We start from the raw sequence: 24,883 nt of genomic DNA, 5'->3' as shown, positions 1-24,883 counted from the left end.
AAAAATAAGTCTTGAGAGCAACTCCCAAGACCTTATTTATCTTTCATCAAATCTAGCAAACGATCTTCCATCAGCTTGGCAACGTGCTGGTCTCGACAAATAACCAATAAGGTATTAGCACCAGCAACCGTTCCTAAAATCCATTCATCCTTGTTTGCATCTACAATGTTTGCTAAGACTGCAGCTTCCCCAAGTTTAGTATGAAGTACCAAGGTAAACTCTGCTCTTGCAACTCCTTCTAAATGATGAGACAAAAACTCAACTAAATCAATCTTATCTGTCTCATTTGCTAGTACATAATACACCATATCATTTTTCTTGATCTTGGTCAAGCCGATTTCACGCAAATCACGTGACAAAGTCGTTTGCGTCACATAGACATTCTGAGCTTCAAGACGATCTTGAATCTCTTTTTGTGTTCCAAGTTTTTCTTCAGCGATCATCTTTTTAATCAACTGATGCCGTTCTCTTTTTCTCATATCATCCTCTCAAGCGAATATTTATAACAAATTTTACATTTATTTTATAACTATATTATACCAAAAAAAATAGAGAATTCAAAAAAATTCTTTTCTTTCTCAAAAAATGTAGTAAATTGTGTTAAAATAGAAGAAAAGCCCAAAAGGAGCCTACTTATGAATACAAAAAAACTGATTGCTGGCGAATTGGCTAGCGTCATTGATAGCCTGGACCAAGAGGCTATTTTCAATTTACTAGAACAACCTAAAAATTCAGATATGGGAGACATCGCTTTCCCTGCTTTCTCATTAGCAAAAGTCGAACGCAAGGCACCGCAAGTGATTGCTGCCGATATTGCTGCAAAGATCAACAGCCAAGCCTTTGAAAAAGTGGTGGCAACGGGTCCTTACGTAAACTTTTTCCTTGATAAATCTGCTATTTCTGGTGCAGTTATCAAAGAAATCATCAAAAAAGGTGCTGACTACGCCCAACAAACGGAAGGCCAAGAGCAAAATATTACGATCGACCTTTCTAGTCCCAATATCGCAAAACCCTTCTCAGTCGGCCACTTGCGTTCAACCGTTATCGGAGATGCCCTCTCTAATATCTTTAAGAAGATGGGCTACAAAACCATTAAAATCAACCACCTTGGAGACTGGGGGAAACAGTTTGGTCTTCTCATGGTTGCTTATAAAAAGTGGGGATCTAAAGAAGCCATCGAAGCCAACCCAATCGATGAATTGTTGAAACTTTACGTTCGCATCAATGCCGAAATCGAAACTGACAAGGCTCTCGATGATGAAGGTCGCCTCTGGTTCAAAAAACTAGAAGATGGTGATCCTGAAGCAACTCAACTTTGGCAATGGTTCCGTGATGAAAGTTTGGTCGAATTCAACCGTATCTACAAACTACTCGGTGTTGAATTTGATAGCTTAAACGGTGAAGCCTTCTACAATGACAAGATGGATGAAGCCGTACAAATCTTGGAAGAAAAAGGCTTGCTAGAAGAGTCTCAAGGGGCTTGCATTGTCAACTTGGATGATTTCGATTTGCCACCTGCTATGATTAAAAAATCAGATGGCGCTACTCTCTACATCACTCGTGATATCGCAACAGCCATCTACCGTGCTCGTACTTACAACTTTGTTAAAAATATCTATGCTGTCGGCCAAGAGCAATCTAACCACTTTAAACAGTTGAAAGCCGTCTTGAAGAAAATGGGATTTGCTTGGAGTGACGATATGGTTCACGTTGACTTTGGTCTTGTAACCAAAAATCGCCAAAAACTCTCTACTCGTAAAGGAAACATCATCCTGCTCGAGCCAACTCTCCAAGAAGCCATCACTCGTGCTAAAGCTCAAATCGAAGCAAAAAATCCTGACCTTGAAAACAAGGATCAAATCGCCCAAGCTGTTGGGGTTGGAGCTGTCAAATTCTACGACCTGAAAACTGATCGTCGAAATGGTTATGACTTTGATTTGGAAGCAATGGTTTCATTTGAAGGTGAGACTGGGCCATACATCCAATACGCTTACGCTCGTATTCAGTCTCTACTTAGAAAAGCTGACTTCCAACCAAATGCTCAAGAAAGTTACAGTCTAAATGATTCTGAAAGCTGGGAAATCATCAAACTTCTCCAAGACTTTGCCCGTGTCATCAAACGTGCTTCTGACAACTATGACCCATCGCTCATTGCTAAGTATGCAATCAGCTTGGCGCAAGCTTTCAATAAATACTATGCTCACACTCGTATCTTGGATGAAAGCCCAGAGCGCGACAGCCGCCTAGCCCTCAGCTACGCAACCGCAGTCGTCCTCAAAGAAGCCCTTCGCTTGCTTGGAGTAGAAGCGCCAGAGAAGATGTGATTCAGTACTAACAATTGGAACTAAAGTTCCTAATTGTTAGACGCTAGCCGCTATATGCAGACTAGCTAACTGCTTCACTAATTCACCTAACCAAATAATATCGATTTGGTTAGGCTCATGTCGTAATCTTTTAATCACTTTATTGTAAAGCAGTCTAAGTAACTATCACCAAATCCTATACAGACTTTGGCTTGGCGCTTTACTAGTCTTCATTTCAACTGGGCGGACTTTTCAGTTAAAGGTCCACATTGTCTGGTCTTAGCTATTGGATACCTGTTCTGCTCGCCTAGTGACTTAGTTGAAAAGCGAAAATTTCTTTCGCTTTTCTTATGCCTTCAATTTTTTATCAAATCAGGGGAGATTTTATGAGCCAGTACGCTTATATCTTAGTTCTTATCAGTCTTGTCGTTCTTTTTCTCATCAATAAATACGAAAAAGAAAAACTTCAGAAACTTCTTCAGGAGCAGCTTTTAAAAGACGAAACTTTCAAAGCAGATATCCACGAAAGAATCCAAACAACAGAGAATATCAATGACGTCATCGCCTACATCAACAAGGGTTATCGTTTGGGACTCATGCTTTCAAAGGAAATCACTGATCAACTCAAATAATCAAAATCCGAGAAGTCTTCTTCTCGGATTTTTCTCTTCTTCATGAAACTGCTAAAGATTCTCCCTAGATTTTAAACAAATAAAGTAGAAGAAAAAGCTAGGCCGAAGCTTAACTTTCCAGTCCATATAAGTCCGCGATAATCGCTGCAACCTTTTTAATATCTCCCAGCATGCCTCTCATTTCAAAATCTGCTAGAACAGGGAAACCAAAACGCTGACTGTACTGCTTGGCAGTCAAACAGTATTGGTTATTAAAATTGCGATTACCAGATCCCACTACACCAAAACACTTACTAGCATTGTCTCCATAGGCGATAAAATCACCCACTGGAGTCGTTAGAATCTCAACATCGCCGTTGTCGACACCATTTCCACCTTCTAGATAGGTGGGTAAAAAGGCGATATAGGGATGGTCCATCTCAAAGAAATCTTTCCCTTCCTTGACCAAATCCTTGATATGGATCTTTTGAACCTCAATTCCTTCGTGCTGGGACAAGAGATAGTCCTTGAGTCGGGTTACAAAACTCTCTGTATTCCCACTCAAACTGATATAAACTAAGGATATTTTTTTCATATTGACCTCGATTTTTATTTTTGGATATTAAAAGAACTACCAAGATTGTAACTTGATAGTTCTCTTTTGTCAATACTTAGGCAACTTCCTCTGCTTCGGCTTCCTCAGCCAAATCTTTTTGTTGGCGCCACATCTTGTAAAGGACTAAAGCTAAAAAGAGGACATTGATAATCATGAACAAAATAACGGTTCCTTTTGCTAATGTGCCTATTCCTAAGCCTAGGGTATCATCTTTGATCAATTGAATTGCATCTTGAATGTTCATAAAAGAATAGACCAAACCAACAATCGCTAGCAAAAGATAGCCAAGATAAGCATAGTTTGCAAATTGGACGTTTTTACGAACTAAGAACACAAAGGCTACCACAACTAAAATAGCAGATAAAACAATCAAAACTACATTAAAAATTGAGTGCGATGATGCTGTTACTTGGTAGGTATAGTTAACCGTGTCTTCTATTTGCTGAGCAGTAAGAGACCCACTATTAGATAGGCTCGCACGAAGAGCTTCCTTACTAGGGACTGGGCCCAAGATGCCAAATAATGACGAAGCAGAAATGAGTGCTGATAGGACTAACAAAATCCAGAGATAAATTGGTTTCTTTTTCATATTATCCTCCTATAAAACCTTTTGGACATTATAGCATTTTTCGTACAGAAATACAATTCTTACAGGCCTGTCTCGACTTGTTTTCGGTAAGCTTTTGGTGATTTTCCGCACAATTTACGGAAAACTTTGTAAAAATAGCCGACATTACTGTAACCAACGGCATAGCAAACATCTTCAATACTATCATTGGTTGAAAGCAAGAGCTGTTGCGCTGCCTTAATTCGCTGTTTGTTGAGCAGTTCTGCAAAGGTCGAGTTGGTTTCTCGCTTAATCAGCTGACCGAGGTAGACTGGGTTAATAAAGAGATCCTTGCTAATATCCTTAAGTGAGAGCTCTTTTTGATAATCGCGGCCGATCACCTCTAGAACACTGACCACATTTTCATTCATACGATACTGGCCAAAGAACTTAGTCAAGGTTGCTTTGATGTAGGCAACCAATTCTTCAAAGGAGTTAATAGCATGGATGGCTTTGACAATCTCTGTCATATCATCTGCTTTTAGATGCTCAAACAAGTGGAAGACATCCATGACAAATTGGGTGAAGAGTTGTTTAGTGATCGCCACGCGCGGTGTGTTCTCTAAGACAACCTTCTCCAGCAGGGTCAATTCTTCGATGATTTGATTGATATTTCCTTGGATAATCACACGATAAATCGGTTCGTAATAAGCAAATAGACTCTCGGATTTTTCTAGATTGACAGAACCGTAAAAGAGGGCTTTTTCTGCGTTGATCTTCCATTTTTCAAAGGCTTGTTGGTAGGGTGCTACAAAGGGCGTTACTACGATTCCATCTAGTGGTTGATCAGAGATAAAAATCTGCCAGTCTTGACCTAAAACATAGTAAGGAATAGTGAAAGAACCTTGTTTTTCCTTGGAAAGACCTATCCACCAGTTGTCTTTACCTGCTAAGAAGTTGACAAAGCCTTCTTCATCCAATTCTTGGCTGAGAGTCTGACTCTGCTCCACCTTTTCCTGAAGTTGACTCGCAATTTTTTCTAATAAATGACTCAACTCCACCTTATCCACTGGCTTCACTAGATAATCTACGACACTCAGGTTCATTGCTTTCTTGACATAGTCAAACTCCTGATAGCCAGACAGCAAGATATAATAGGCATCTGGGAGAATCTCCTTCATCTCCTTGATCATCTCCAGTCCTGTTTTATCGGGCATATTGACATCCGAAATAATCACATCAACCGGATGATGCTTGACATAGCCCAGAGCATCGTCAGCATGATTGGCTGTTGCGACAACTTTCATATCCCATTTTTCAAAGGGAATCAAGCGCTTGAGCCCCTCTGTCACCATGTACTCGTCGTCTACTAATAAAACTTTATACATTTCTACCCTTTCTATTCATCCTGGATAGTGATTCGATAGCGAACACCTTCTTGCTCAGCTGACTCTACACGGATTTGGTAGCGATCCCCAAAATAGAGGACAAAGCGTTCGTGCACATTCACTATTCCGATTGACTGCCGCTCACCGCTATAGCTTGCTTCGTGCTCAAAACTTCTCTGAGCTAATTTCTCTTGCAAGGCAGCTAATTTTTCAGCAGGCATGCCACGACCATTATCGACTACCAGGATTTCAACAAATCCCTCACCCTTCAAGACCTTGATGCTGATGACATTGTCTGTTCGGCGGTGGTCAATACCGTGGGCAAAGTAGTTTTCGACCAATGGTTGGAGCGTGAACTTGGGAATCTTCATATTTTCTAATTCTGGCGCGATCTTAAAGCCATAAGCTACTGACTTTGGATAGCGAACCATACAGAGATAACTGTATTTACGACAAAATTCTAGTTCTTGTTGCAAGGTCGTTTCACGCTCATCGGAGATATTGTTACGCAACAAGCTACTAAATTCATAGATAATATCCGCCAGCTCATCTTGGCTTTCCATCACCGCATACATGCGCAAAAATTCCAAGGTATTATACATAAAATGCGGATTGATCTGAGCTTGCAAGGCTCGCATATTGGCATCTTTTTGGCTAAGTTCCAACTGATAAATATCGTGGATATTTTTTTCCAGTCGGTCCAACATATCATTGGTTGTTTCTGAGATAAGGAGTAACTCCTGATCTTTCTCAGAGGTATCGATGCGAAGTCCCTCTTCTCCTTGAGCAATAACCTGAATAGACTCGACCAAGTCCACCACCTGTTTTTGATATTTTGAAAAGGTCTGTCTCAGAGTGATATACAAAATGATGATGAAGAGAATACTTAGTCCAATAATGACAGCAGAACTAGTCAACGTTCCCTTAAGAACAAAATCCTTAGGAACGGCTACACGAACTTGATAGCCATGAGAGGTGACTCCTACAAGCCAGTTCTCCCGCTCTGCTGACACCTTCTCCCCAAGCTGAAACATCTCCGTATCAAAAGGCGAAGTCACCGTCACGGCCATTGGTGTGTTGCCTCGGGTATTGTCAATAGCTCCACGTAAGACATCTGGGGATAAAGAGATGTAGATCACTCCTAAATCCTGGTCAGAAACGGGATCGGATACAGGAATGGCAAAACTATTAGGAGCTGGTTTGAAATTTTCTGCTGGAATTTTCTCTCCACTTCGTTTCCCTCTAGTTGAAACAAAAACTTCTTTGTAATCTTGGAGGACAATTGCCACCCCTGTCACAAAATCATTACGGACATAGAGATCGTCGATATTTTCATACAAGGATACCGAGATATAGGGAGAAGCCTTGCGCTCTAATTGCCAATAAAAATAGTCTGGCGTACTGAGACTAAAGTACTTGTAAATCCCTTCGATACGAGCCTGATTTTCAACCAAAGTCTGGGCAAGCCGAGTCGACTCTCTATGGTAATATTCAATCTCACTTACTGTCCGAGTCGTCACGCGTTGAGCTACTCGCTGAGCTTCTTTCTCGCGCGAATCCCAGTCAGCATAGGAAATCATCACCGCAAAACTAGCAATGATGATGATCATAACGAGGCTATAAATCCGTAAAAGAGAGTGAAGCCAAAATTGCTTCATTCTATTTTGTCGCCAATTTTTCATGGATACTTTCATAAATAGGTTCCAACATATCACTGATAAAGAAATGCCACACACCAATTCCTACAAAAAAGAGGAGAGCAGGCATATAGTAACCAACTCCTACAAGCAAGCCTGTGCCAATCAGAACCTTGGCGATTGCTGGCAAGCTCATGAAAATCCCAATAAGAGACAATTTCACGGTATTTCGGTAGGATAAATCAAAATATACCTGAAGTTTCAAGGAAACAGTATAGGCTAGAAAGACAAGGGCCACTACAAGAACATTAAGAAAGGTTGCCAAGAGATGAAAAATAGTCTGATGGGGCAATTGAACCAAAAGATACAGACCATAAACTAATACTAAATCTACAAATACAAAACTATAGAAAGTGAGGTTGCTCTTGACAAAGTTACTCTTATAGAGTTCCCAAGCTTCTTTCAAACTATAAGCTCGATAAGTATAACCGTGCTCAGCATATAAACTCATAAGGGTTGCACTAGCTGGTGCCAAACCAAAGACCACACCTCCTGCTAGTGTGAATAACCAGAAAAAAGCCGTCACAATCATTCCTAAAAAGAAACGATTAAAGACGAATTCTAGAAATTTTCCCATGATATCCTCCTTCAAACAACTGTGTAACTATTATATCATATTTCAAACGTTTTCAAAAATATAGAGTGTCCATTTACAATCATCTAAAAGCGTGATACAATTGATTTTGTTAGTTTATATCAAGGAGAAACTCATGAAGAAAAATATCTTAACCACCCTCTTAGCTGTCGTCCTCTATTTCCTCTGTCTAGGGATTGGAGTAGTACTTGGACACCTGGTTGACTCAACGGGCAATATGTTCTATGCTCCGGCTTTTTCAGCCCTTGTTGGGGGGAGCGTTTACATGTTTCTTCTGGTAAAAGTTCCTCGTTTTGGTGCCATTTCCACTCTAGGGCTCTTTATGGCTCTCTTCTTCCTAGCTAGTAAACACGGCGCTGGAGCCTTTCTACCAGCTATCGCCTGCGGTCTTGCAGCAGATGCCACCGCTCGCCTCGGTCACTATCAGGATAAGCTTAAAAATCTTTTCTCCTTCCTAGTCTTTGCTTTTAGCACAAGTGGTCCTATCCTCCTCATGTGGATCAATCCAGCATCCTACGAGGCAGCTCTCCTCGCTCGTGGAAAATCTCAGGAATACATTGACCGTATCATGGTCGCTCCAGAGCTAGACAAAATTTTTCTCTTTGTCGCAAGCATTCTCCTTTGTGCCTTGATTGGTGCTTTGCTTGGGCAAGTCATTAGTAAAAAGTTTACACACAAAATCTAATCACTAAAAAAGAGCCCTTCGGCTCTTTTTATTTATGACTTAATTTCTTGGTCAAGAAATCTCCCAAGAACTGGATTGTAAAAATAATCAAGATGATAATGATGGTCGCTAAGATGGTCACATCGTGATTGTAACGGTTGAACCCATAGGCAATGGCCACATTACCGATACCACCAGCACCAACTGCTCCCGCCATAGCTGTTTCACCAACAAGGGAAATCAAGGTCACAGTCGTCACACGAATCAAATCTGGAAGACCTTCTGATAGGTAAACACCCACGATATCCCAGAAGGTCGCTCCGCTCGCTTGAGCCGCCTCAATGACACCGCCATCCAGCTCAGCCAAGACGACCTGCACCTGACGGGCAAAGAAGGCAAATACCGCAAAAGAGAGTGGGACAAGGGCTGCATTTGGCCCGATACTAGTCTTGACAATCAAGTGAGACAGTGGTGACAAGATGGCCAAAAGGATGATAAAGGGAACCGCACGAAAAATTGAGGTAATCTTGTCTAAAATCCAGAAAACGACCTTGTTCTCCAAGACACCGCCTGGCGCTGTCAAGACAAGGAAAAGACCTGCTACCAACCCCAAGAACCCTCCGATAATGAAGGAAAGAACTGTCATATAAAGAGTTAGGTAAATGGCTGTTCCCCAGCCTGCCTGACCAGACCAGCCCATCTTGTAGACATTTGGTAGATAAGTTTGAATCAACTCTGTCATCTTACTGTCCTCCCTTCAATACTTTTAGTTGCACACCAGCCTGACGGATAGCCTCTTGAGCGCTTGCCAGTGCTTCTTTTTCCCCTGACAAGACAACCACAAGCTCACCCACAGGAGTACCATCCAAAATTTCAATGTTCCCATAGAGAATATTGGCTGTTACTTGGTAGTGTTTGTATAATTCATTCAAAAGTGGTTCATCTGTAGAAGCGCCTGCATACTTGAGTTGTACCAAAATGCTATTCGCAGACAAATGCTCCACAATTTCTTGCTTCTCAATCTTGACCATGGCTTCGTCAATACCTGTGGCAGTTGAGATGAAGTCTTGAGTCAAAGGTTGTTTAGGATTTGAGAAGATTTCAAGGACACTGCCTTCTTCAATCAAACGGCCATCCTGCATAACTGCCACACGGTTGGCAATGTCTTTGACAATCTGCATTTCGTGTGTAATCAGGACAACGGTCAAGCCTAATTTTTGGTTCAAATCTTGCAACAAGGCCAGAATTTGCTTGGTTGTCTTAGGGTCGAGGGCAGACGTTGACTCGTCTGAAATCAAGATTTTTGGATCGTTGGCCAAGGCACGCGCAATGGCCACACGCTGTTTTTGCCCTCCTGATAGTTGTGAAGGATAGTTTTCAGCACGATCCGCCAAGCCAACTAAGTCTAACAACTTAGCTACTTTTGCTTTCTTTTCTTCCTTGCTGAGTCCAGAGTGTTTAAGGGCAAAGGCTACATTTTCCTCTGCTGTTTTTTGACTCATGAGGTTGAAATGCTGGAAAATCATCCCGATATCTTGACGTTTGCGACGCAACTGCTCTGCCGTCAAGGTAACCTTACCATCAAAAATCACATCGTCGTCAATGGTAATTTTCCCTGCGGATGGTTTTTGCAGGAGGTTAATCACCCGGACTAGAGTGGATTTTCCTGCTCCAGAATATCCTACGATACCGTAGATATCCCCTTCTTGGATATGAATGGTCACATCCTTGACCGCTGTGATGGTTCTCTTCTTTTGGTGAAAGGTCACATCGATCTGATCTAACTTGATAATATCTCTACTCATAGCTTCTAATCAGCTCCTCTACTAATTCAATATGGGTGTAGTAATCGGCGATCCGCACGTTTTCATCTCCACCGTGGTCTCGGCTATTGGCATTCCCTAAACCGAAGGCTACCATAGGTACCTCTAGGGCGTCAAAGACCGTATGCATGGGTCCTGTCCCCGCAGTAGTCGGCAAGACCGATACGCCCTGCGGATAGAATTTCTTGGCCAACTCGATCACATTGAGAATGGCTGGTGCGCTCATATCGCTTCGATAGCTCATCTCTCCCAAGGTATAATATAATTCTACCTTATCAAAACCATTTTTGTCTAGCTGTTTCCGAATTTTTTCCAGAACATCATGTGGTTCTAAGCCTGGAACCAGACGAACTTCTAGCTTGGCATTAGCTTCTGCTGGCAAAATAGTCTTAACACCCTGACCTTGATAACCAGACTGGATTCCTTCGATATTGAGTGCAGGCTCAAAAAAGAATCGTTTGAGAAAGGCTGCACGATCCTCTTGTAAGAGAGGCAATTCCAAGCCGTAAATGCGACTGATTTCCCCAGGATTGCCTTGTGCATAGGTATCCACCAAGGCTAGTTCTCGTTCATTTGGCTCTTGAACATCCTCGTACAAGCCCTCTACCAAGATATGACCATCTGCAGCACGCAGGCTACTTAAGGCCTGGAGGAGATACCATGGAGCTGATTCCACGACACCACCATAACTCGAGTGAATGTCCACATCCGCACTTTTTACCTTGGCATCAAAGGTCACAATTCCCTTGTTTCCACCCGAAATTTCTAACTGCTCCAAGGCATTTTTGGTTCCTTGCTCCCAAACTAGCAAATCTGCTCCACGAAGTTTGTCTGAGTGTTTCTCTAAATACTTGTCTAAATCCATAGAAGCAGACTCCTCTGCCCCTTCCATGATAAAGCTGATATTGACTGGCAGGTCGTCGTGGTGCTGCATATACTTTCTCAGAGCACTCAAACGAGCCGTGATATGTCCCTTGTCGTCGTCAACCCCACGCCCATACATAAATCCATTACGCACAGAAAGTGTAAAGGGATCCTCTGTCCAAATTTGATCTCCGTCCGCTGGCACAGTGTCATAGTGGTTATAGAAGATCAAGGTCTTAGCATCTGGACGCGAACTCTTGAAATGCGCCATGACAAAAGGTGCCGTGTAGCTCTCATCAATCTCAACTTCAGCTCCCACACGCTTAAAAATCTCACCCAGATAGTTTGCGACTTCCTTGAGTCCAACCTGCTGAGCAAAGACTGATTTCTTGGAAATCAAGGTGCGCAAAACTTCAAAATAATGCTGAGCTACATGATCCTTTTCAAATTTTTCAATCTGTTCTTGTTCGCTAGGAAAAACCATTTTTCTCTCCCTTTCTACTGAGGACTTGTGTCTATGGACGGACTACAAGATCATCTTCTTCAAAACCAACAGTCTAGACAAAAGCAAGAGGTGGAAACTCTCCCACCTCCCTGTGTCTTATTACCAAACTGGTTGGTCCAAACCGTCTGATGTTTCTTCGATAACTTTTTTCACTTCATCAGTGTGGTAAGCCGCGATAATTTTCTTGATGGCATCCGCTTTAGGTGATGATTCCCAATCTTTTTTCGCAACGATGATGTTGTACCATTGTTTTGAGTTTTCATCAGCTTGTTCTTTGAAGAGTGCTTTCTTGTAGTCCAATTTTGCTTCTGTAACGAAGGTATTGTTTACAACGGCAGCGTCAACTGATGACAATGAACGAGCTGTTTGACTAGCGTCCAATTCAGTAATCTTCAAGTTCTTTGGATTTTCTGTGATGTTCGCAACTGTTGCAAGAGCAGTTCCAGAAACATCCAATTTGATCAAACCAGCTGATTGAAGCAAGTAAAGCGCACGGCTTTCGTTTGTTGCATCGTTTGGTACAGCGATTTCACCGTTATCTGGGATTTCTTCCACTTTAGTGTACTTGTTGTCACTTCCATTCAAACCTGAGTAAAGGCGGATTGGCGAGATGTACGTATCTGCAATCGCTACAAGGTCTTTCCCGTTTTCTTTGTTCCAGTTGTTCAAGAAGTTGTAGTGTTGGAAAGCGTTCAAGTCTACTTCGCCATCAGCAGTTGCCTTGTTTGGTTGTGAGTAGTCTGTGAACTCTGTAAATTTCAAGGTAATGCCGTCTTTTTTGACCAATTCTTGCACTTTGTCCCAACGTGCTTCTTCAGAACCGCTGCGGTTAACTGTTGCAATTTTGACAACTGTTTCGTTGTCTGCTTTCTTTTCTGAATTTCCGCAAGCTGCAAGAGCCAAACCTGCGACTGTAGCAAGAGCCGCTACACCGAGCCATTTTTTAATTTTCATGATTCTATCTCCTTTAAAAATAATACCGTAATAGTATCTCATACTTTATTTGATTTAGCAAATTGTTATTAGATAGGCAGACATATAGTTTGAAACTATATACCTAAAAATTGAGAAATCATCCGCCTTTCTCAGACTGGATGATTTCATACGACTATTTAATGTCAGCTTCTGCTGGTAGGTAAGTATCTCCGAAGAACTGTTTAGACAATTTTTCAAGAGTTCCATCTTTATAGAGTTCTTGGATACGTTTGTCTACAAATGATTTCAACTCATCTTGACCTTTAGCAAGAAGTGGATATACGTAAGGTTGTTGGTCGCTTGGAAGTTCGATGACTTTCAAGTTATCCAAACCTTGGTTTTTGATAACTGTTTCTACACCGATCTTGTCAAAAATCTTGTAGTCAAATTGTCCATCACTCAAACGAGACATGATTTGTTGGAAATCTGCCTTAGTGTAGTTAAGAACCGTTGGATTGTCTGCGTGTTGTTTGTTATATTCTTCCAATTGTTTTGCTGAGGTTGTTCCTTGAACAACTTCAGTAGATTTTCCACCGATGTCATCGAGAGATTTGATGCTATCGTCGTCTTTCTTCACAACGAGAACGTTAGGGTTTTTAGCAGTTGGTGCTGCGTAAAGGTATTTTTCTGCACGTTCTTTGGTATAGCTGAGGTTGTTAACAGCCATTTGATAACGGTCACTATCAAGTCCTGGGAAAATCCCTGACCATTCTGTCTTTTCAAACTTGACTTCATACTTGTCAGAGTCTTTAAAGATCGCGCGGATAAGTTCAATCTCGTAACCAGTCAATTCACCATTTTCTTCATAGATAAATGGTTTTGGTGATCCGTTAGTTGCTACGATGATTTCTTTTTTACCAGATGTTGCTTCACCGGATGCTGCATCTTTCTTCTCACCACCTGAGCAAGCTGCTAGTAGACCTGCGGCAACAAGCCCTAGAGCAGCAAGAGATGAATATTTGACGATTTTTTTCATGTCATTTCCTCCAAAATAGAATACTGTACTATCTTAACAGAAAATATTTTTTTTCGCCATTATATGATATCTATCTCGGTGATAGGTTTTTTTTATGGCTGACTAAAAGACCAGACGCAAGACTGCAATCAAGACCACTCCAAAAAGAACTGTGCCCACTAGATTGCGGTAGCGAAAGGCTACCCAAGCCGTTGGAAAGACTGCTAAAAAGTCCAACCATTTGATTTGAGGAAGGCTCCCAACCTTGCCTGTCACTACGCTTGAAAGAATCAAAGCAAAGATAATGGAAACAGGCAAAAATTTCAAAAAACGCTCAACGATAGCTGGTAACCCCTTGTACTTAACCAAGATGAAGGGAATCATACGAGGTATCCAAGTCACTAGGCCTGAAAAGATAACGGCTAACAAAAGATATTTACTGACCATCTAAGACCACCCCCATTGTACATCCAAGTAGCGTCGCAAATAGAACAGCTAGAGACTGAGACACCACTGTCAAGAGCAAAAAGAAAGACACCGTAACAACTGCTAGGATCTTCAGCAGATTGCGGACAGGAATCCGTCTTTGCATAATCTGGAACTGCGAAGCAAAAATCCCGATAAACATTCCCACCAGGGCAAAATCAAGGCCAAAGATTTCTGGATTTGGTAGGAGTCCACCTAGAGCAGTTCCGACTACTGTTCCCACAAACCAAGCTACATAGCTGTTGAGATTGTTCCCATGCATCCACATAGGATTGACCTTGTCTGTATGGGCTAATTCTCCCATCAAAACTCCGTAAGTCTCATCCGTCAAGAGGCTAGACATACCGATATTTTGCCAGAGACTAGTATGACGGAAATAAGTCGACGCATGCAAGCTCAGCAAAAAGAGTCGTAAATTGATTAAAAAGACCGTCATAGCAATAGCTGCCACAGGCGCTTGGACCGCAATCAATGCCAACATGGCAAACTGAGCGCTCCCAGCATAAACAAAGAGGCTCATCAAGCCCATCTCAACAGGTGTCACATAGGGCGCGCCGATAATCCCGCAAGCTAGACCGATACTAACATAGCCAAGGGCAGTCGGCATAGCTGCCTGTACACCTTCCCAAAATCCTTTTTCTTTCATCCTTCTCCTCATATTCTCTCCAATTGCGGCTGTTCGTCATCACAGTCACAGCACGGACTATTATAACATATTCAAAGAAGAGAAAAAAGTTTCGGAATCGAAACTAAGTGCTAGCAAAAAGTGCTGAAGAGGAAGCATCATGGATACATGAGAAATTGATCCACTCGGATAGTATACTTATCGGTTTCTGTGTCTGTAGCATATTTATTTTCTGTCGGATAGACATCGACCCAGAGTTCCCACTGTTGTCCTTTCAATTTGACCTTGTAGCGATAACCGTCATCGTATAGTCCTACCGGATCAGTGGTCATGGACTGGTAATCTGGGAGTGCTTCAAGTTCTTTTTTTACAGTCTGGGATAAGTTATTGAGCAATGCTTGCTGCTCAGCTTTTGAGGTAACGGGGAAATAAGTCGCTACTGTCTCCAAGCGATGCGACTTTGAAAATGTGAATCTTACTCGACCTGTATGGCCCTTCAAAGAAATATTTTCATAATCATAGAAAAGGCGGCCTGTTTTATAGAAATAAGGGTCTTCTGCACGCCAAGTATCGCGATAAGCCATTTCCTCTTCTTCCTCCATCTCGCTAGCCTCTCCCAATACTTCTTCAAAAGATTTAACAGGCATACCGAAAGAAAGGGACTCAAACAAGACTAGTTGCGTCTTTTTGATATTCTGGCAAGCTGATAAAAGCATGAGTAAAGCTCCAAGAGCAAGCAAACTACTAATTATTTTTGTGAATTTCATATTTCTACTATACAAAAAAAGGCTAGGATTGACAAACTTTGATAGAGTCGGATTCCGTGATGGATTTTAAAATTACTTTTTCATTTAAGGTAACAAGGAATTGAGCAAGGACTATTGTTAGATATTGGAGATAAGAAAAAGACTGGGAAACCAGCCTTATCTATGTGATGTAAAAATTTCTGCTAAATCTAATACCCAAACACCAGTAAACTGACAATAATTAAGAAACTATTCCACAAGATGTGAAGGGCCATTGACCAATAAACTGAACGTGTATAACGAAAGAACATACAGAGTAGCAGACCTGCTCCTGCATAAATGATGAAGTCTGTTAACACCCATCCATACTGTAAAACATGAATGAGACTAAAAAGAGTAGAGGAAACAATGACATCAACATAGTATGTTTTAAATTTAGCTAGAGCTGTCATCAGAAGCCCACGAAAGACCAATTCTTCAACTATAGGAGCAATGAGACCGCCATAGAAAATACGCGTTATAAAGTAACTAATTCCTGTCAAATTAGCTGCTTCTTTCACAATTGCACTCCCATTTTGCGTGCTTGGAAAGATCTGAGTCGTTATATTTACCCACAAAAACATCAATATAAAGGAAAGAAAGAAGATAGCTAGATAGGGCCAACGAAACTCGAAGCGACCATAATCTTTCCAACGTTGACTCTTGACAAGAACCACAGTAGCAGCAATTCCCTCAATTACTATCAATAAAATTTGAATCCCATAAAATCCAAAATCGGATAACTGGTTCACTGAGTCTAATTTTGCTACAAGATTAAAAATCGAGTAATAGGACACGAGCACCAAAATTGTCCCTAAATAAAATTTCGTTTCTTTCCTTTTCATAGTTGATCCTTTTAAGTTTTATTTGCGTCTTCTTTCAGCCAAACCTGCCCAAAGTCCTTTCGTCCAATCAAAAGCTCTAGCACGAGGAATCGGCCTTATATTTATATTTCTAAAAAGACTCTAAAACAACAAGGGCAGAATTTGACCAATGCCGTTGTAGACTATATGCAGTCCAATTGGCCAATAAATGGACTTGGTTGCTCTAAATAAGACGGCAAATATGAGACCGCCACCCATATAGAAGACAAAGTCTGTCAAGACCCAACCGTGATTACTAATGTGCAAGATTCCAAACAAAGCAGCAGAACCAAGCACATCCAGTCCCCATTTCTTTCCTTTCTCCAGAGCAGTCATCACCAATCCACGATAAATCATCTCTTCAAAAATGGGACCTGCAATCACAGGATAGAAAAAATACATCAAAAATACCGTAGCTCCTGTAAAAGTAGGAACATCCAGTTGATAAGCAATTTCATTTTTGGTAGGTGGGAAAATAAAAAATGTAAGGAAATTCCAAATAACAAAAGCAAGAAGAGCTAGGAAAGAATAAAAAAGATAGGAACCTTTAAATTTTCTACTGTTAATTTTCTGCCATTTCCCTGACCAAATCATAACAATAATAGCAAGCAGAATCACTAGAAAATTTAACAGCATATCTGACAAATAATAGGCAAAGTCAGATAGACCAGCAGCAAGCTCGCTGTGTAAGAGCAGACGAATCAAGAACTGGTCAGTAATGACAAGTAGAATAGCTACAAACAAGTAGTAGCGTGAGATTATCTTTTTCATTTTATTTTCTCCTATACTATGAAATAAAGACAGTATAACACGAAAAATGCCCTATTTTAGAAAATCGCATATTTGACATTTTTTCTTATAGAAATTTCATTATTGCGATTGTTTGTTAATCGATAAGGTCTTTATATTGCTGTAAGCGTAGTTCAAAAAGGGCTGTTAATTGTGGATTTTCTAATATTTGCAGAGATTGGATAAAGTGTTCAATCTCTTTTTGATTGCTCCCCTTAGTTTGAAGGAAAATGCTCATCTTCTTTAAAAACTGCCACAATAATTTCTCAAAAACATCGTATGGTCGGAGCATACTCTCCAACTCGGCTTCAAAGATTGGGATATAAGAAAAAAGTTTGCGCTCCATGAGCTCTGATATGATATTCAGAAAGCCACTTTTCATATACAGTCTATTGTGTGCCAATTCTTTAAATTCCTTGGATTTTTCAAGTAAAGAGGTTGATAAAAAAATCAGGTCTTGGTTGCTCAAGAAGGGCATGGTATTGCAAAAAAGATAGAGTTCAAACCAGGTCCAAGACTCGATAGCATAGAGATAGCTAGTCAAAAACTCGCTATCCTCCTCTTCTAGCAGATAATTTTTATCCAGAGAATGGATAGCGTTTTTAATCACAATAGCATTCAAACAACGATAGGTCTTCGCCATCTGTTCTTGCTCGACCTCCTCTAATAATTGCTCTAAGCCAGCCATATCTTGATGGGCAAAGCGATCTACAACCTTCCGTCCAAATCGCATATGTGGTGATTCTTGATAATTGTTAAGCTTGTGTCCAAACTCATCGAAGGTTACATTTATCCCTTGGATAGCTAGAATCAGTTTATCCGCAGACAACATAGACTGCCCCAGTTCAAACTTGGATAACTGAGAAGCTGTTAGACCCTCACAAGCCACATCTGACTGCTTGAGTTTTCTCGCCAGACGCAATTCCTTGTAAAATTCTCCCAATTCCATTCTCTCAATCATCTCACTACCTCCTATTTTTATATATTATATCATTATTTTTATATTTTTATCAAAATATTCTGACACTTCAGCGAGTGAAAAAGCCAGCCTCAAGCTGACTCTTTATTCTATGGTATCAAAGGCGAGACTCGGTTTGGCATTAAGGTCCAAGTCTGCAAAGTTTTCTTTATTCCACTCGCTGACGCTGGCATAGGCAATCATTCCTGCATTGTCTCCACAGAGACGCAAGGGTGGAATGATGACCTTGACATCTTTGATTTCGTCTGCCAAGCGTTCTCTGAGACCTTTATTGGCTGCCACGCCACCTGCCACTACCAGAGTTTTAACAGGATATTTCTCCAAAGCCTTCTTGGTTTTTGCCATGAGAATATCCATGACAGCTGCTTGGAAGGAAGCACTCAAATCCTTTGTAGACAAGCTTTCTCCCTTTTGCTCAGCATTGTGGTGAAGATTGATAAAGGCAGATTTCAAACCTGAGAATGAAAACTCCAGATTGTCTTCCTTGATCATGGCACGGGGAAAGTCATAAACATCCTGACCTTGATGGGCCAACTCGTCAATCTCGCGACCTGCTGGATAAGTCAAGCCCATGACACGACCGACCTTGTCATAAGCCTCCCCAACTGCATCGTCTCGTGTCTCCCCAACAATCTTGTAATCGCCAGCCTCTGACACATAGACCAACTCGGTGTGTCCTCCGCTGACCAAGAGTGCTAGGAGAGGAAACTCCAAAGTCTCCACACTCTGAGCTGCCATGAGGTGACCAGCCATGTGGTTGACGGGGATAAGTGGCAAGCCATGCGCCCAAGCAAAGGCCTTGGCAGCTGACAAACCAACTAGCAGAGCTCCAACCAAGCCCGGTCCATAGGTAACCGCCACAGCTGTTATGTCCTCTTCGGTAATCCCTGCTTCTGCTAGCGCCTCCTCAATACAAGCCGTAATAACCTCGACATGGTGACGACTGGCCACTTCTGGCACTACGCCACCAAAACGTTTGTGGCTCTCGATTTGACTAGCGATGACATTGGACAAGAGCTGGTCGTCGTTTTTTAAGACAGCGACACTGGTCTCATCACAAGATGTCTCAAATGCTAAAATATATCTATCTTTCATCTATTTCTCTCTTCATGATAATGGCGTCCTCGACTGGGTCATGGTAGTAGGCCTTCCGCCGCGCGATTTCTTCAAATTTTTCTTTTTTATAAAATAGCAGAGCTGGCCTGTTCGACTCCCTCACTTCGAGGAAAATTTCTTTGTCGGCAGGCAAAAAGTCAAACAAGGCTGTCGCGATTTTCTGCCCCTGATAGCTAGGCAGTACAGCAATCTGCAAGACTTCTGCTTCAAAGTCTGTTTCCTGCCATACTAAGAAGCCGACAAGTCGACTTTCATCTTCTGCTAGTGCACAACTGTTCACATCCGAACGCAGAACCTCTGCCACTTGGTCCGCTGTCCAAGGGCTGACCTCATAGACTGCAAGTAAGAGCTGTTCCAGCTCTTCTGCTAGAACTGCCACGTCCACATCCGAGCTGTCGCTCCATTTTCTCAACTTAATCATAGGCGCTGAATGTAAGAATCACTGGATTCCTTGTGATTCTTGAGCCAATTTTCCTCGGCTTCTACCCGCTTGAGATAGTTAGGAACAAAGTCATGAATGGACTGGGCAGGCAGGTCTAAACCGAGACGACCAATAGCTGCCGCATCTGGCAAGCTTGGCTGAATGGCAGCCTGAGGAAGAGCAGCTCCAATCTGCTCCGCAAAAACCGCTGTCTCTCCGACAAAGGTGACTGGTTGGTTAGTGGCTCCAGCTATTTCCAAAACCTCTGCCAAAGGCAGATGAGCCTCTGGCCGTACAACATGACCAGACTGGTAAAAGCCAGCATAAACATTATTGCGGCGGGCATCCATGATAGGAATGACCAAGCCTTCCGCCTGCTCTGGGACTAAAGCCAGCAAACTAGACACACCAACCAGCTCAATCTTGAGGGTATGCGCCAGAGTCTTAGCTGTCGCCACCGCAATTCTCAGACCTGTGTAGCTGCCTGGACCCTGAGCAACTACGATACGATCCAAATCCGTTGGCTTCATGTCCAGACTATTCATCAGAAAATCAATAGCCGGCATCAGGGTAATGCTGTGGTTTTTCTTTATATTTAAAGTCATCTGCGCCAGCAAGGTCTCGTCCTCTAAAATCGCGAGCGTCAGCGCCTTACTTGACGTATCAAAAGCTGCAATCTTCATGCTTATCCTCTATTTTTCCTCTTGCCGCCAAAGTGAGCGGCGTTTTAATTTGTCTTCGTAGAAACTATCTACCAAAAATTCCTCTAAAATCTGGCTAAAAGCCTCCAAATTAGGCACTTGCTGCGCCAAGTGTTTTCCAAAAATCGCTTCTTGCTCAGCAATCTTGGGCAGCAAATCCGCTCCAGCAGCAGTCAAGCTCAAGCGAGAACTGCGCTTGTCCTTGCTAGAAATTTCCTTCTTGACCAAGCCTTTTTTAATCAAAGCCTGCACCAAGCGACTAGGGCTTTTTTCCTCACAAATCAGGGATTCCCCCAAGCCCTTGAGAGACAGCGGAGCATGTTCGCCCAAAACGAGCAAGACCTCGCTTTGATTGGGCGTAATTCCCAAAGGCTCTAGCAACTTCCCATATTCTCTCGTCGCTAAGCTCTCTGCACTTCTAAACAAATAGCCAAATCGAATTCCTTCTGCTACCACGCTGCTCTCCTTTCAAAAATCACTTCTATACTATTTTACACTAGATTAGGTAAATTGTTGACAATTTTAGTTAAAAAATATAAAATCTTAAATAGATGATATGTCATCTATTTGCAAAAGGAGGAAAAACGGATGACCCCAAACCCTACAAATCAAAAACCAGCTAGAACAATGACCCACGCTTTTGTGACTGGTGCGACCGGTCTTTTAGGAAATAATCTCGTGCGTGCTCTGCTAAAAGAAAACATTCAAGTGACCGCTCTCGTTCGCTCCGAGGAAAAAGCGCGCAAACAATTTGCCGACCTGCCTATCCAGATTGTCAAGGGGGATATTTTAGAGCCCGAAAGCTATCGTGACTATCTAGCAGGCTGCGACAGCCTCTTTCATACCGCTGCTTTTTTCCGCGATAATTATAAAGGCGGCAAGCACTGGCAGGAGCTCTACGACACTAATATTATAGGCACAAATAACCTCCTAGAAGCTGCTTACGAGGCTGGTATCCGCCAATTTGTCCATACTTCCTCCTGTGTCGTACTGGAAGGTGAGGCCAATCAGCTAATCGATGAAAGCATGTCTCGCTCAAAAGATACTCCTTTCGATTACTATCGCAGCAAGATTTTGAGTGAAGAGGCCGTTCGTGATTTCTTGGACAAGCATTCAGATGTTTTCGGTTGCTTTATCTTGCCGAGTGTAATGTTGGGTCCTAGAGACCTTGGTCCGACCTCCAGTGGGCAGCTGATTATCAATTTTGTAGAGCAAAAACTTCCAGGTATCTTAAAGGCTAGCTATAATATGGTGGATGCTAGAGATGTAGCAGATATTCATCTCCGCGCCATGAAATACGGACGCTCAAAGGAGCGCTATCTGGCAGTTGGACGGCAAGTGACCATGACAGAATTGTACCAAATACTGGAAAAAATCACTGGCGTTCCCGCCCCCAAGCGCAAGATCTCCCCTCTTTTCGTCAAAATCTATGCCCAAGCAAGTGAGCTCTACCACCGGCTCACCAAAAAACCAATTTTGGTTACCAATGAGCTCGCTCATCTCATGGCCGAAGAATATCTCAAAAGTAATTTTAGCTTTGCCAAAACCGAGAGCGAGCTAGGCGGACAGCATCGCCCTCTCGAAGAAAGCTTAGCTGACGTGGTAGATTGGTACCGCAAGCACGGCTATCTCTCATAAGATTAAAAGTATCCGGAACAGGCATTTCAGGAATATGGAATCCGAATACTTTTAGACTAAATCACTCTTACATTTTCTTATCTCCACCTTTTACTATTCCCTTATTTTATGGTATAATCATTATAATTGTGACGAATCAGGATTAATCTACTACTCAGAATTAAATAAAAGAAAACAGCTAATCAGCTGTTGTTTTCTGCAGGTTAATCATGAAAATATGAAAGGAAATGTAATGATTTACAAAGTTTTTTATCAAGAAACAAAAGAACGTAGCCCACGTCGTGAAACAACACGCTCACTTTACCTAGACATCGATGCTAGCTCAGAACTTGAGGGCCGTATCGCTGCTCGCCAACTTGTCGAAGAAAACCGCCCAGAGTACAACATCGAGTATATCGAACTCTTGTCTGACAAATTGCTAGATTACGAAAAAGAAACTGGCGCTTTCGAGATTACGGAGTTCTAATATGGCCTACACTCTTAAACCTGAAGAAGTCGGCGTTTTTGCCATCGGTGGTCTGGGAGAAATCGGGAAAAACACATACGGAATTGAATACCAAGACGAGATTATCATCGTCGATGCTGGGATTAAATTTCCAGAAGATGACTTGCTGGGTATCGACTACGTTATCCCTGACTACTCTTACATCGTGGACAATATCGACCGCGTTAAGGCCGTTTTGATTACACACGGACACGAGGACCACATCGGTGGGATTCCTTTCCTGCTCAAGCAAGCAAATGTCCCTATCTACGCTGGACCACTTGCCCTGGCTTTGATCCGTGGAAAACTCGAAGAACACGGCCTCTTGCGCAACGCCAAACTTTACGAAATCAACCACAACACTGAGTTGACCTTTAAAAATCTCAAGGCAACTTTCTTTAGAACCACTCACTCCATTCCAGAGCCTTTGGGGATTGTCATTCATACTCCTCAGGGAAAAATCGTCTGTACGGGTGACTTTAAGTTTGACTTTACTCCAGTTGGAGAACCTGCAGACTTGCACCGGATGGCAGCCCTTGGTGAAGAAGGTGTACTCTGTCTCCTCTCTGACTCGACAAATGCAGAAGTACCAACCTTTACCAACTCTGAAAAAGTCGTTGGCCAGTCCATCATGAAGATTATCCAAGGCATTGAAGGACGTATCATCTTTGCATCCTTTGCCTCAAATATCTTCCGTCTTCAGCAAGCAACAGATGCCGCTGTTAAGACTGGACGCAAGATTGCTGTCTTTGGTCGTTCTATGGAAAAGGCCATTGTCAACGGGATCGAGCTTGGCTACATCAAAGCTCCTAAGGGAACCTTTATCGAGCCAAATGAAATCAAAGATTATCCTGCAGGCGAGGTCCTCATCCTCTGTACAGGTAGTCAAGGGGAGCCGATGGCGGCCCTCTCTCGTATCGCTAACGGAACCCACCGTCAGGTGCAACTCCAACCCGGCGATACGGTTATCTTCTCTTCAAGTCCAATCCCTGGAAATACGACTAGCGTCAACAAACTGATTAACATCATTTCTGAAGCTGGTGTCGAAGTTATCCACGGTAAAATCAACAACATTCACACCTCTGGACACGGTGGTCAGCAAGAGCAAAAACTCATGCTCCGCTTGATCAAGCCAAAATACTTCATGCCTGTCCATGGTGAATACCGCATGCAGAAAGTCCACGCTGGACTAGCAGTGGATACTGGTGTCGAGAAGGACAATATCTTTATCATGAGCAATGGTGATGTGCTTGCCCTTACTGCTGACTCAGCTCGTATCGCAGGTCACTTCAATGCCCAAGACATTTATGTCGATGGAAATCGTATTGGTGAAATCGGTGCGGCCGTCCTCAAAGACCGTCGTGATCTATCTGAAGATGGTGTCGTTCTAGCAGTCGCAACTGTTGACTTTAAGTCGCAGATGATTCTATCTGGACCAGATATCCTCAGCCGCGGCTTTGTCTACATGCGAGAGTCTGGAGACTTAATTCGCCAAAGCCAGCGCATCCTCTTCAATGCCATTCGTATCGCGCTGAAGAACAAAGATGCTAGCGTACAATCTGTCAATGGTGCTATCGTCAACGCTATTCGCCCCTTCCTTTATGAAAATACAGAACGTGAACCGATCATTATCCCTATGATCCTCACACCAGATGAAGAAGAATAAATCATCCCTCATCTATGAAGCACACCCCAAAAGTTGGAGTTTGTCTCTTACTTTTGGGGTGTACTTCATTATTGTGTGAGCTTTATTTAAGTAAAAATTCCTGAGGACTATCAGTTCCTCAGGAATTTGATGTGCTTATGCACCACATCTTCGTTTTTCTAGTATGTTATATTTTTTCTTTTATTTTATAAAGTAATTAACTGTAAGTTCTCAACTCGGTCCAAACATTTTGGTTACTAAATGTCTTAATCCGTCCAGCTGGACGCCATTCATTAGTTCCTTGATATTTAACCTCTAATTTATAAATATTAACTGTAAAAGAAGCTTTCAAAACTATATAACCATATTTATAAGGCGGAACAAAATGAGTGGCTGCGCTTCCATAAGTAAAACCTATTCCATACTCAGAAGAAGAAAAACTTTGTCCTGATGATATTGACACACTAGCTCCTGAGCTCCCCCCATAAACAGTATAAGAAACTCGTCCAGAAACCGCTGTATCACGGTAAGAGCTGAGGTATGTTCTACGGACACTACTCACTCCATAAGAACGGAATGAACTTGCACTAGAAGGCGTTGTGTTTCTAGATTTTAAAAATTGTTCTCTAGTTTCTAAATTTTCAAACTCATAAATTACCCCAGTTTTATTTTCTTTTAATACCAACTCTGATACCACTTCAAAATCAGAACCTGGAATAGTATCTGCTTTGACGTCTAAAAATATTCCAAAAGTGAGCAAGCTAAACAACAATAAGAATATCGACTTAAGTCTGTTCATATCCAATCT

Annotated in this window: 28 protein-coding genes; 6 read left to right on the top strand and 22 right to left on the bottom strand. The window is 42.1% G+C overall.

Going from position 1 to position 24,883, the window contains the following annotated elements:
- Nucleotides 1-32: 32 nt before the first annotated feature.
- A complete protein-coding gene (gene argR, locus HMPREF8571_RS03435) occupies nt 33-479 on the bottom strand; it encodes an arginine repressor (protein WP_004239711.1) in 447 nt (148 codons plus the stop codon).
- A gap of 156 nt (nt 480-635) precedes the next feature.
- Between argR and argS the strand changes: the two genes are divergently transcribed.
- Nucleotides 636-2,324, top strand: a complete 1,689-nt coding sequence (gene argS, locus HMPREF8571_RS03430) for an arginine--tRNA ligase (RefSeq protein WP_001093042.1) — start codon at nt 636-638, stop codon at nt 2,322-2,324.
- A gap of 365 nt (nt 2,325-2,689) precedes the next feature.
- Nucleotides 2,690-2,935, top strand: a complete 246-nt coding sequence (locus HMPREF8571_RS03425) for a hypothetical protein (protein ID WP_000084851.1) — start codon at nt 2,690-2,692, stop codon at nt 2,933-2,935.
- Between the two features lie 109 nt (nt 2,936-3,044).
- Here the strand turns inward: HMPREF8571_RS03425 and nrdI are convergent, their stop codons facing one another.
- The 5 genes from nrdI to HMPREF8571_RS03400 all read right to left on the bottom strand — a co-directional run bounded on the left by nrdI (nt 3,045) and on the right by HMPREF8571_RS03400 (nt 7,739).
- Nucleotides 3,045-3,509, bottom strand: a complete 465-nt coding sequence (nrdI, locus tag HMPREF8571_RS03420) for a class Ib ribonucleoside-diphosphate reductase assembly flavoprotein NrdI (protein WP_000724233.1) — start codon at nt 3,507-3,509, stop codon at nt 3,045-3,047.
- 76 nt (nt 3,510-3,585) lie between these two features.
- Nucleotides 3,586-4,119: a hypothetical protein gene (locus tag HMPREF8571_RS03415; protein WP_000729008.1), complete on the bottom strand. Its 534-nt coding sequence runs from the start codon at nt 4,117-4,119 to the stop codon at nt 3,586-3,588.
- Between the two features lie 59 nt (nt 4,120-4,178).
- A complete protein-coding gene (locus HMPREF8571_RS03410; RefSeq protein ID WP_000278903.1) occupies nt 4,179-5,465 on the bottom strand; it encodes a response regulator transcription factor in 1,287 nt (428 codons plus the stop codon).
- An 11-nt stretch (nt 5,466-5,476) separates the two neighbouring features.
- Nucleotides 5,477-7,147 (bottom strand): sensor histidine kinase, encoded by a 1,671-nt coding sequence (locus HMPREF8571_RS03405; RefSeq protein WP_000800566.1) that lies wholly within the window; start codon nt 7,145-7,147, stop codon nt 5,477-5,479.
- Nucleotides 7,125-7,739, bottom strand: coding sequence for a YesL family protein (locus HMPREF8571_RS03400; RefSeq protein WP_000514456.1), 615 nt, complete (start codon nt 7,737-7,739; stop codon nt 7,125-7,127). The genes HMPREF8571_RS03405 and HMPREF8571_RS03400 overlap by 23 nt, the downstream gene beginning before the upstream one ends.
- Nucleotides 7,740-7,872: 133 nt before the next feature.
- On the opposite strand from HMPREF8571_RS03400, the gene HMPREF8571_RS03395 reads away from it, so the two are divergent.
- The gene (locus HMPREF8571_RS03395) at nt 7,873-8,442 is read left to right on the top strand and encodes an MptD family putative ECF transporter S component (protein ID WP_000739519.1); all 570 of its coding nucleotides are present in this window, start codon (nt 7,873-7,875) and stop codon (nt 8,440-8,442) included.
- A gap of 28 nt (nt 8,443-8,470) precedes the next feature.
- Here the strand turns inward: HMPREF8571_RS03395 and HMPREF8571_RS03390 are convergent, their stop codons facing one another.
- The 15 genes from HMPREF8571_RS03390 to HMPREF8571_RS03320 all read right to left on the bottom strand — a co-directional run bounded on the left by HMPREF8571_RS03390 (nt 8,471) and on the right by HMPREF8571_RS03320 (nt 20,764).
- A complete protein-coding gene (locus HMPREF8571_RS03390) occupies nt 8,471-9,163 on the bottom strand; it encodes a methionine ABC transporter permease (RefSeq protein ID WP_000137510.1) in 693 nt (230 codons plus the stop codon).
- A 1-nt stretch (nt 9,164) separates the two neighbouring features.
- On the bottom strand, nt 9,165-10,226 hold the full coding sequence (locus HMPREF8571_RS03385; protein WP_000085683.1) for a methionine ABC transporter ATP-binding protein: 1,062 nt from the start codon (nt 10,224-10,226) through the stop codon (nt 9,165-9,167).
- On the bottom strand, nt 10,219-11,592 hold the full coding sequence (locus HMPREF8571_RS03380) for a M20 family metallopeptidase (RefSeq protein ID WP_000231774.1): 1,374 nt from the start codon (nt 11,590-11,592) through the stop codon (nt 10,219-10,221). The genes HMPREF8571_RS03385 and HMPREF8571_RS03380 overlap by 8 nt, the downstream gene beginning before the upstream one ends.
- A gap of 120 nt (nt 11,593-11,712) precedes the next feature.
- Nucleotides 11,713-12,567 carry a MetQ/NlpA family ABC transporter substrate-binding protein gene (locus HMPREF8571_RS03375; RefSeq protein WP_000694529.1) on the bottom strand — a complete coding sequence of 285 codons (855 nt, stop codon included), beginning with the start codon at nt 12,565-12,567 and terminating at the stop codon, nt 11,713-11,715.
- 154 nt (nt 12,568-12,721) lie between these two features.
- Nucleotides 12,722-13,564: an amino acid ABC transporter substrate-binding protein gene (locus HMPREF8571_RS03370; protein ID WP_000724943.1), complete on the bottom strand. Its 843-nt coding sequence runs from the start codon at nt 13,562-13,564 to the stop codon at nt 12,722-12,724.
- Between the two features lie 102 nt (nt 13,565-13,666).
- Entirely contained in the window at nt 13,667-13,990 is a 324-nt protein-coding gene (locus HMPREF8571_RS03365; RefSeq protein ID WP_000253936.1) for an AzlD domain-containing protein, read from the bottom strand.
- Nucleotides 13,980-14,675, bottom strand: a complete 696-nt coding sequence (locus HMPREF8571_RS03360; RefSeq protein WP_000659757.1) for an AzlC family ABC transporter permease — start codon at nt 14,673-14,675, stop codon at nt 13,980-13,982. Before HMPREF8571_RS03360 ends, HMPREF8571_RS03365 begins: the two co-directional genes overlap by 11 nt.
- Before the next feature lie 137 nt (nt 14,676-14,812).
- Nucleotides 14,813-15,421 (bottom strand): hypothetical protein, encoded by a 609-nt coding sequence (locus HMPREF8571_RS03355; RefSeq protein ID WP_004239698.1) that lies wholly within the window; start codon nt 15,419-15,421, stop codon nt 14,813-14,815.
- Between the two features lie 188 nt (nt 15,422-15,609).
- The gene (locus HMPREF8571_RS03350; RefSeq protein WP_000823102.1) at nt 15,610-16,284 is read right to left on the bottom strand and encodes a CPBP family intramembrane glutamic endopeptidase; all 675 of its coding nucleotides are present in this window, start codon (nt 16,282-16,284) and stop codon (nt 15,610-15,612) included.
- A 120-nt stretch (nt 16,285-16,404) separates the two neighbouring features.
- Nucleotides 16,405-17,073, bottom strand: a complete 669-nt coding sequence (locus HMPREF8571_RS03345) for a CPBP family intramembrane glutamic endopeptidase (RefSeq protein ID WP_000720900.1) — start codon at nt 17,071-17,073, stop codon at nt 16,405-16,407.
- 115 nt (nt 17,074-17,188) lie between these two features.
- Nucleotides 17,189-18,052 (bottom strand): Rgg/GadR/MutR family transcriptional regulator, encoded by an 864-nt coding sequence (locus HMPREF8571_RS03340; RefSeq protein ID WP_000572853.1) that lies wholly within the window; start codon nt 18,050-18,052, stop codon nt 17,189-17,191.
- 102 nt (nt 18,053-18,154) lie between these two features.
- Complete coding sequence (gene tsaD / locus HMPREF8571_RS03335) at nt 18,155-19,165, bottom strand: tRNA (adenosine(37)-N6)-threonylcarbamoyltransferase complex transferase subunit TsaD (RefSeq protein ID WP_000655074.1); 1,011 nt, start codon at nt 19,163-19,165, stop codon at nt 18,155-18,157.
- Entirely contained in the window at nt 19,155-19,607 is a 453-nt protein-coding gene (gene rimI / locus HMPREF8571_RS03330; RefSeq protein ID WP_000593858.1) for a ribosomal protein S18-alanine N-acetyltransferase, read from the bottom strand. Before rimI ends, tsaD begins: the two co-directional genes overlap by 11 nt.
- Entirely contained in the window at nt 19,604-20,290 is a 687-nt protein-coding gene (gene tsaB, locus HMPREF8571_RS03325) for a tRNA (adenosine(37)-N6)-threonylcarbamoyltransferase complex dimerization subunit type 1 TsaB (protein WP_000683866.1), read from the bottom strand. The genes rimI and tsaB overlap by 4 nt, the downstream gene beginning before the upstream one ends.
- Before the next feature lie 9 nt (nt 20,291-20,299).
- Nucleotides 20,300-20,764 (bottom strand): MarR family winged helix-turn-helix transcriptional regulator, encoded by a 465-nt coding sequence (locus HMPREF8571_RS03320; protein ID WP_000225125.1) that lies wholly within the window; start codon nt 20,762-20,764, stop codon nt 20,300-20,302.
- A gap of 132 nt (nt 20,765-20,896) precedes the next feature.
- Here HMPREF8571_RS03320 and HMPREF8571_RS03315 point away from each other — a divergent pair, with 132 nt between their 5' ends.
- The 3 genes from HMPREF8571_RS03315 (at nt 20,897) to rnjA (ending at nt 24,096) form a co-directional block, all read left to right on the top strand.
- On the top strand, nt 20,897-21,946 hold the full coding sequence (locus HMPREF8571_RS03315; RefSeq protein WP_000188662.1) for an SDR family oxidoreductase: 1,050 nt from the start codon (nt 20,897-20,899) through the stop codon (nt 21,944-21,946).
- Nucleotides 21,947-22,178: 232 nt separating this feature from the next.
- The gene (locus HMPREF8571_RS03310) at nt 22,179-22,412 is read left to right on the top strand and encodes a DNA-dependent RNA polymerase subunit epsilon (protein WP_000639587.1); all 234 of its coding nucleotides are present in this window, start codon (nt 22,179-22,181) and stop codon (nt 22,410-22,412) included.
- A gap of 1 nt (nt 22,413) precedes the next feature.
- Entirely contained in the window at nt 22,414-24,096 is a 1,683-nt protein-coding gene (rnjA, locus tag HMPREF8571_RS03305) for a ribonuclease J1 (RefSeq protein WP_000331967.1), read from the top strand.
- Between the two features lie 196 nt (nt 24,097-24,292).
- Here rnjA and HMPREF8571_RS03300 read toward each other — a convergent pair whose 3' ends face one another.
- Nucleotides 24,293-24,874, bottom strand: coding sequence for a hypothetical protein (locus tag HMPREF8571_RS03300; RefSeq protein WP_001080868.1), 582 nt, complete (start codon nt 24,872-24,874; stop codon nt 24,293-24,295).
- Between the last annotated feature and the right edge of the window lie 9 nt (nt 24,875-24,883).

This window comes from Streptococcus mitis ATCC 6249 (assembly GCF_000146585.1).
In the GTDB taxonomy this organism is placed as follows: Bacteria; Bacillota; Bacilli; order Lactobacillales; family Streptococcaceae; genus Streptococcus; species Streptococcus mitis_AZ.
This window is presented reverse-complemented; position numbering and strand designations above follow the sequence as displayed.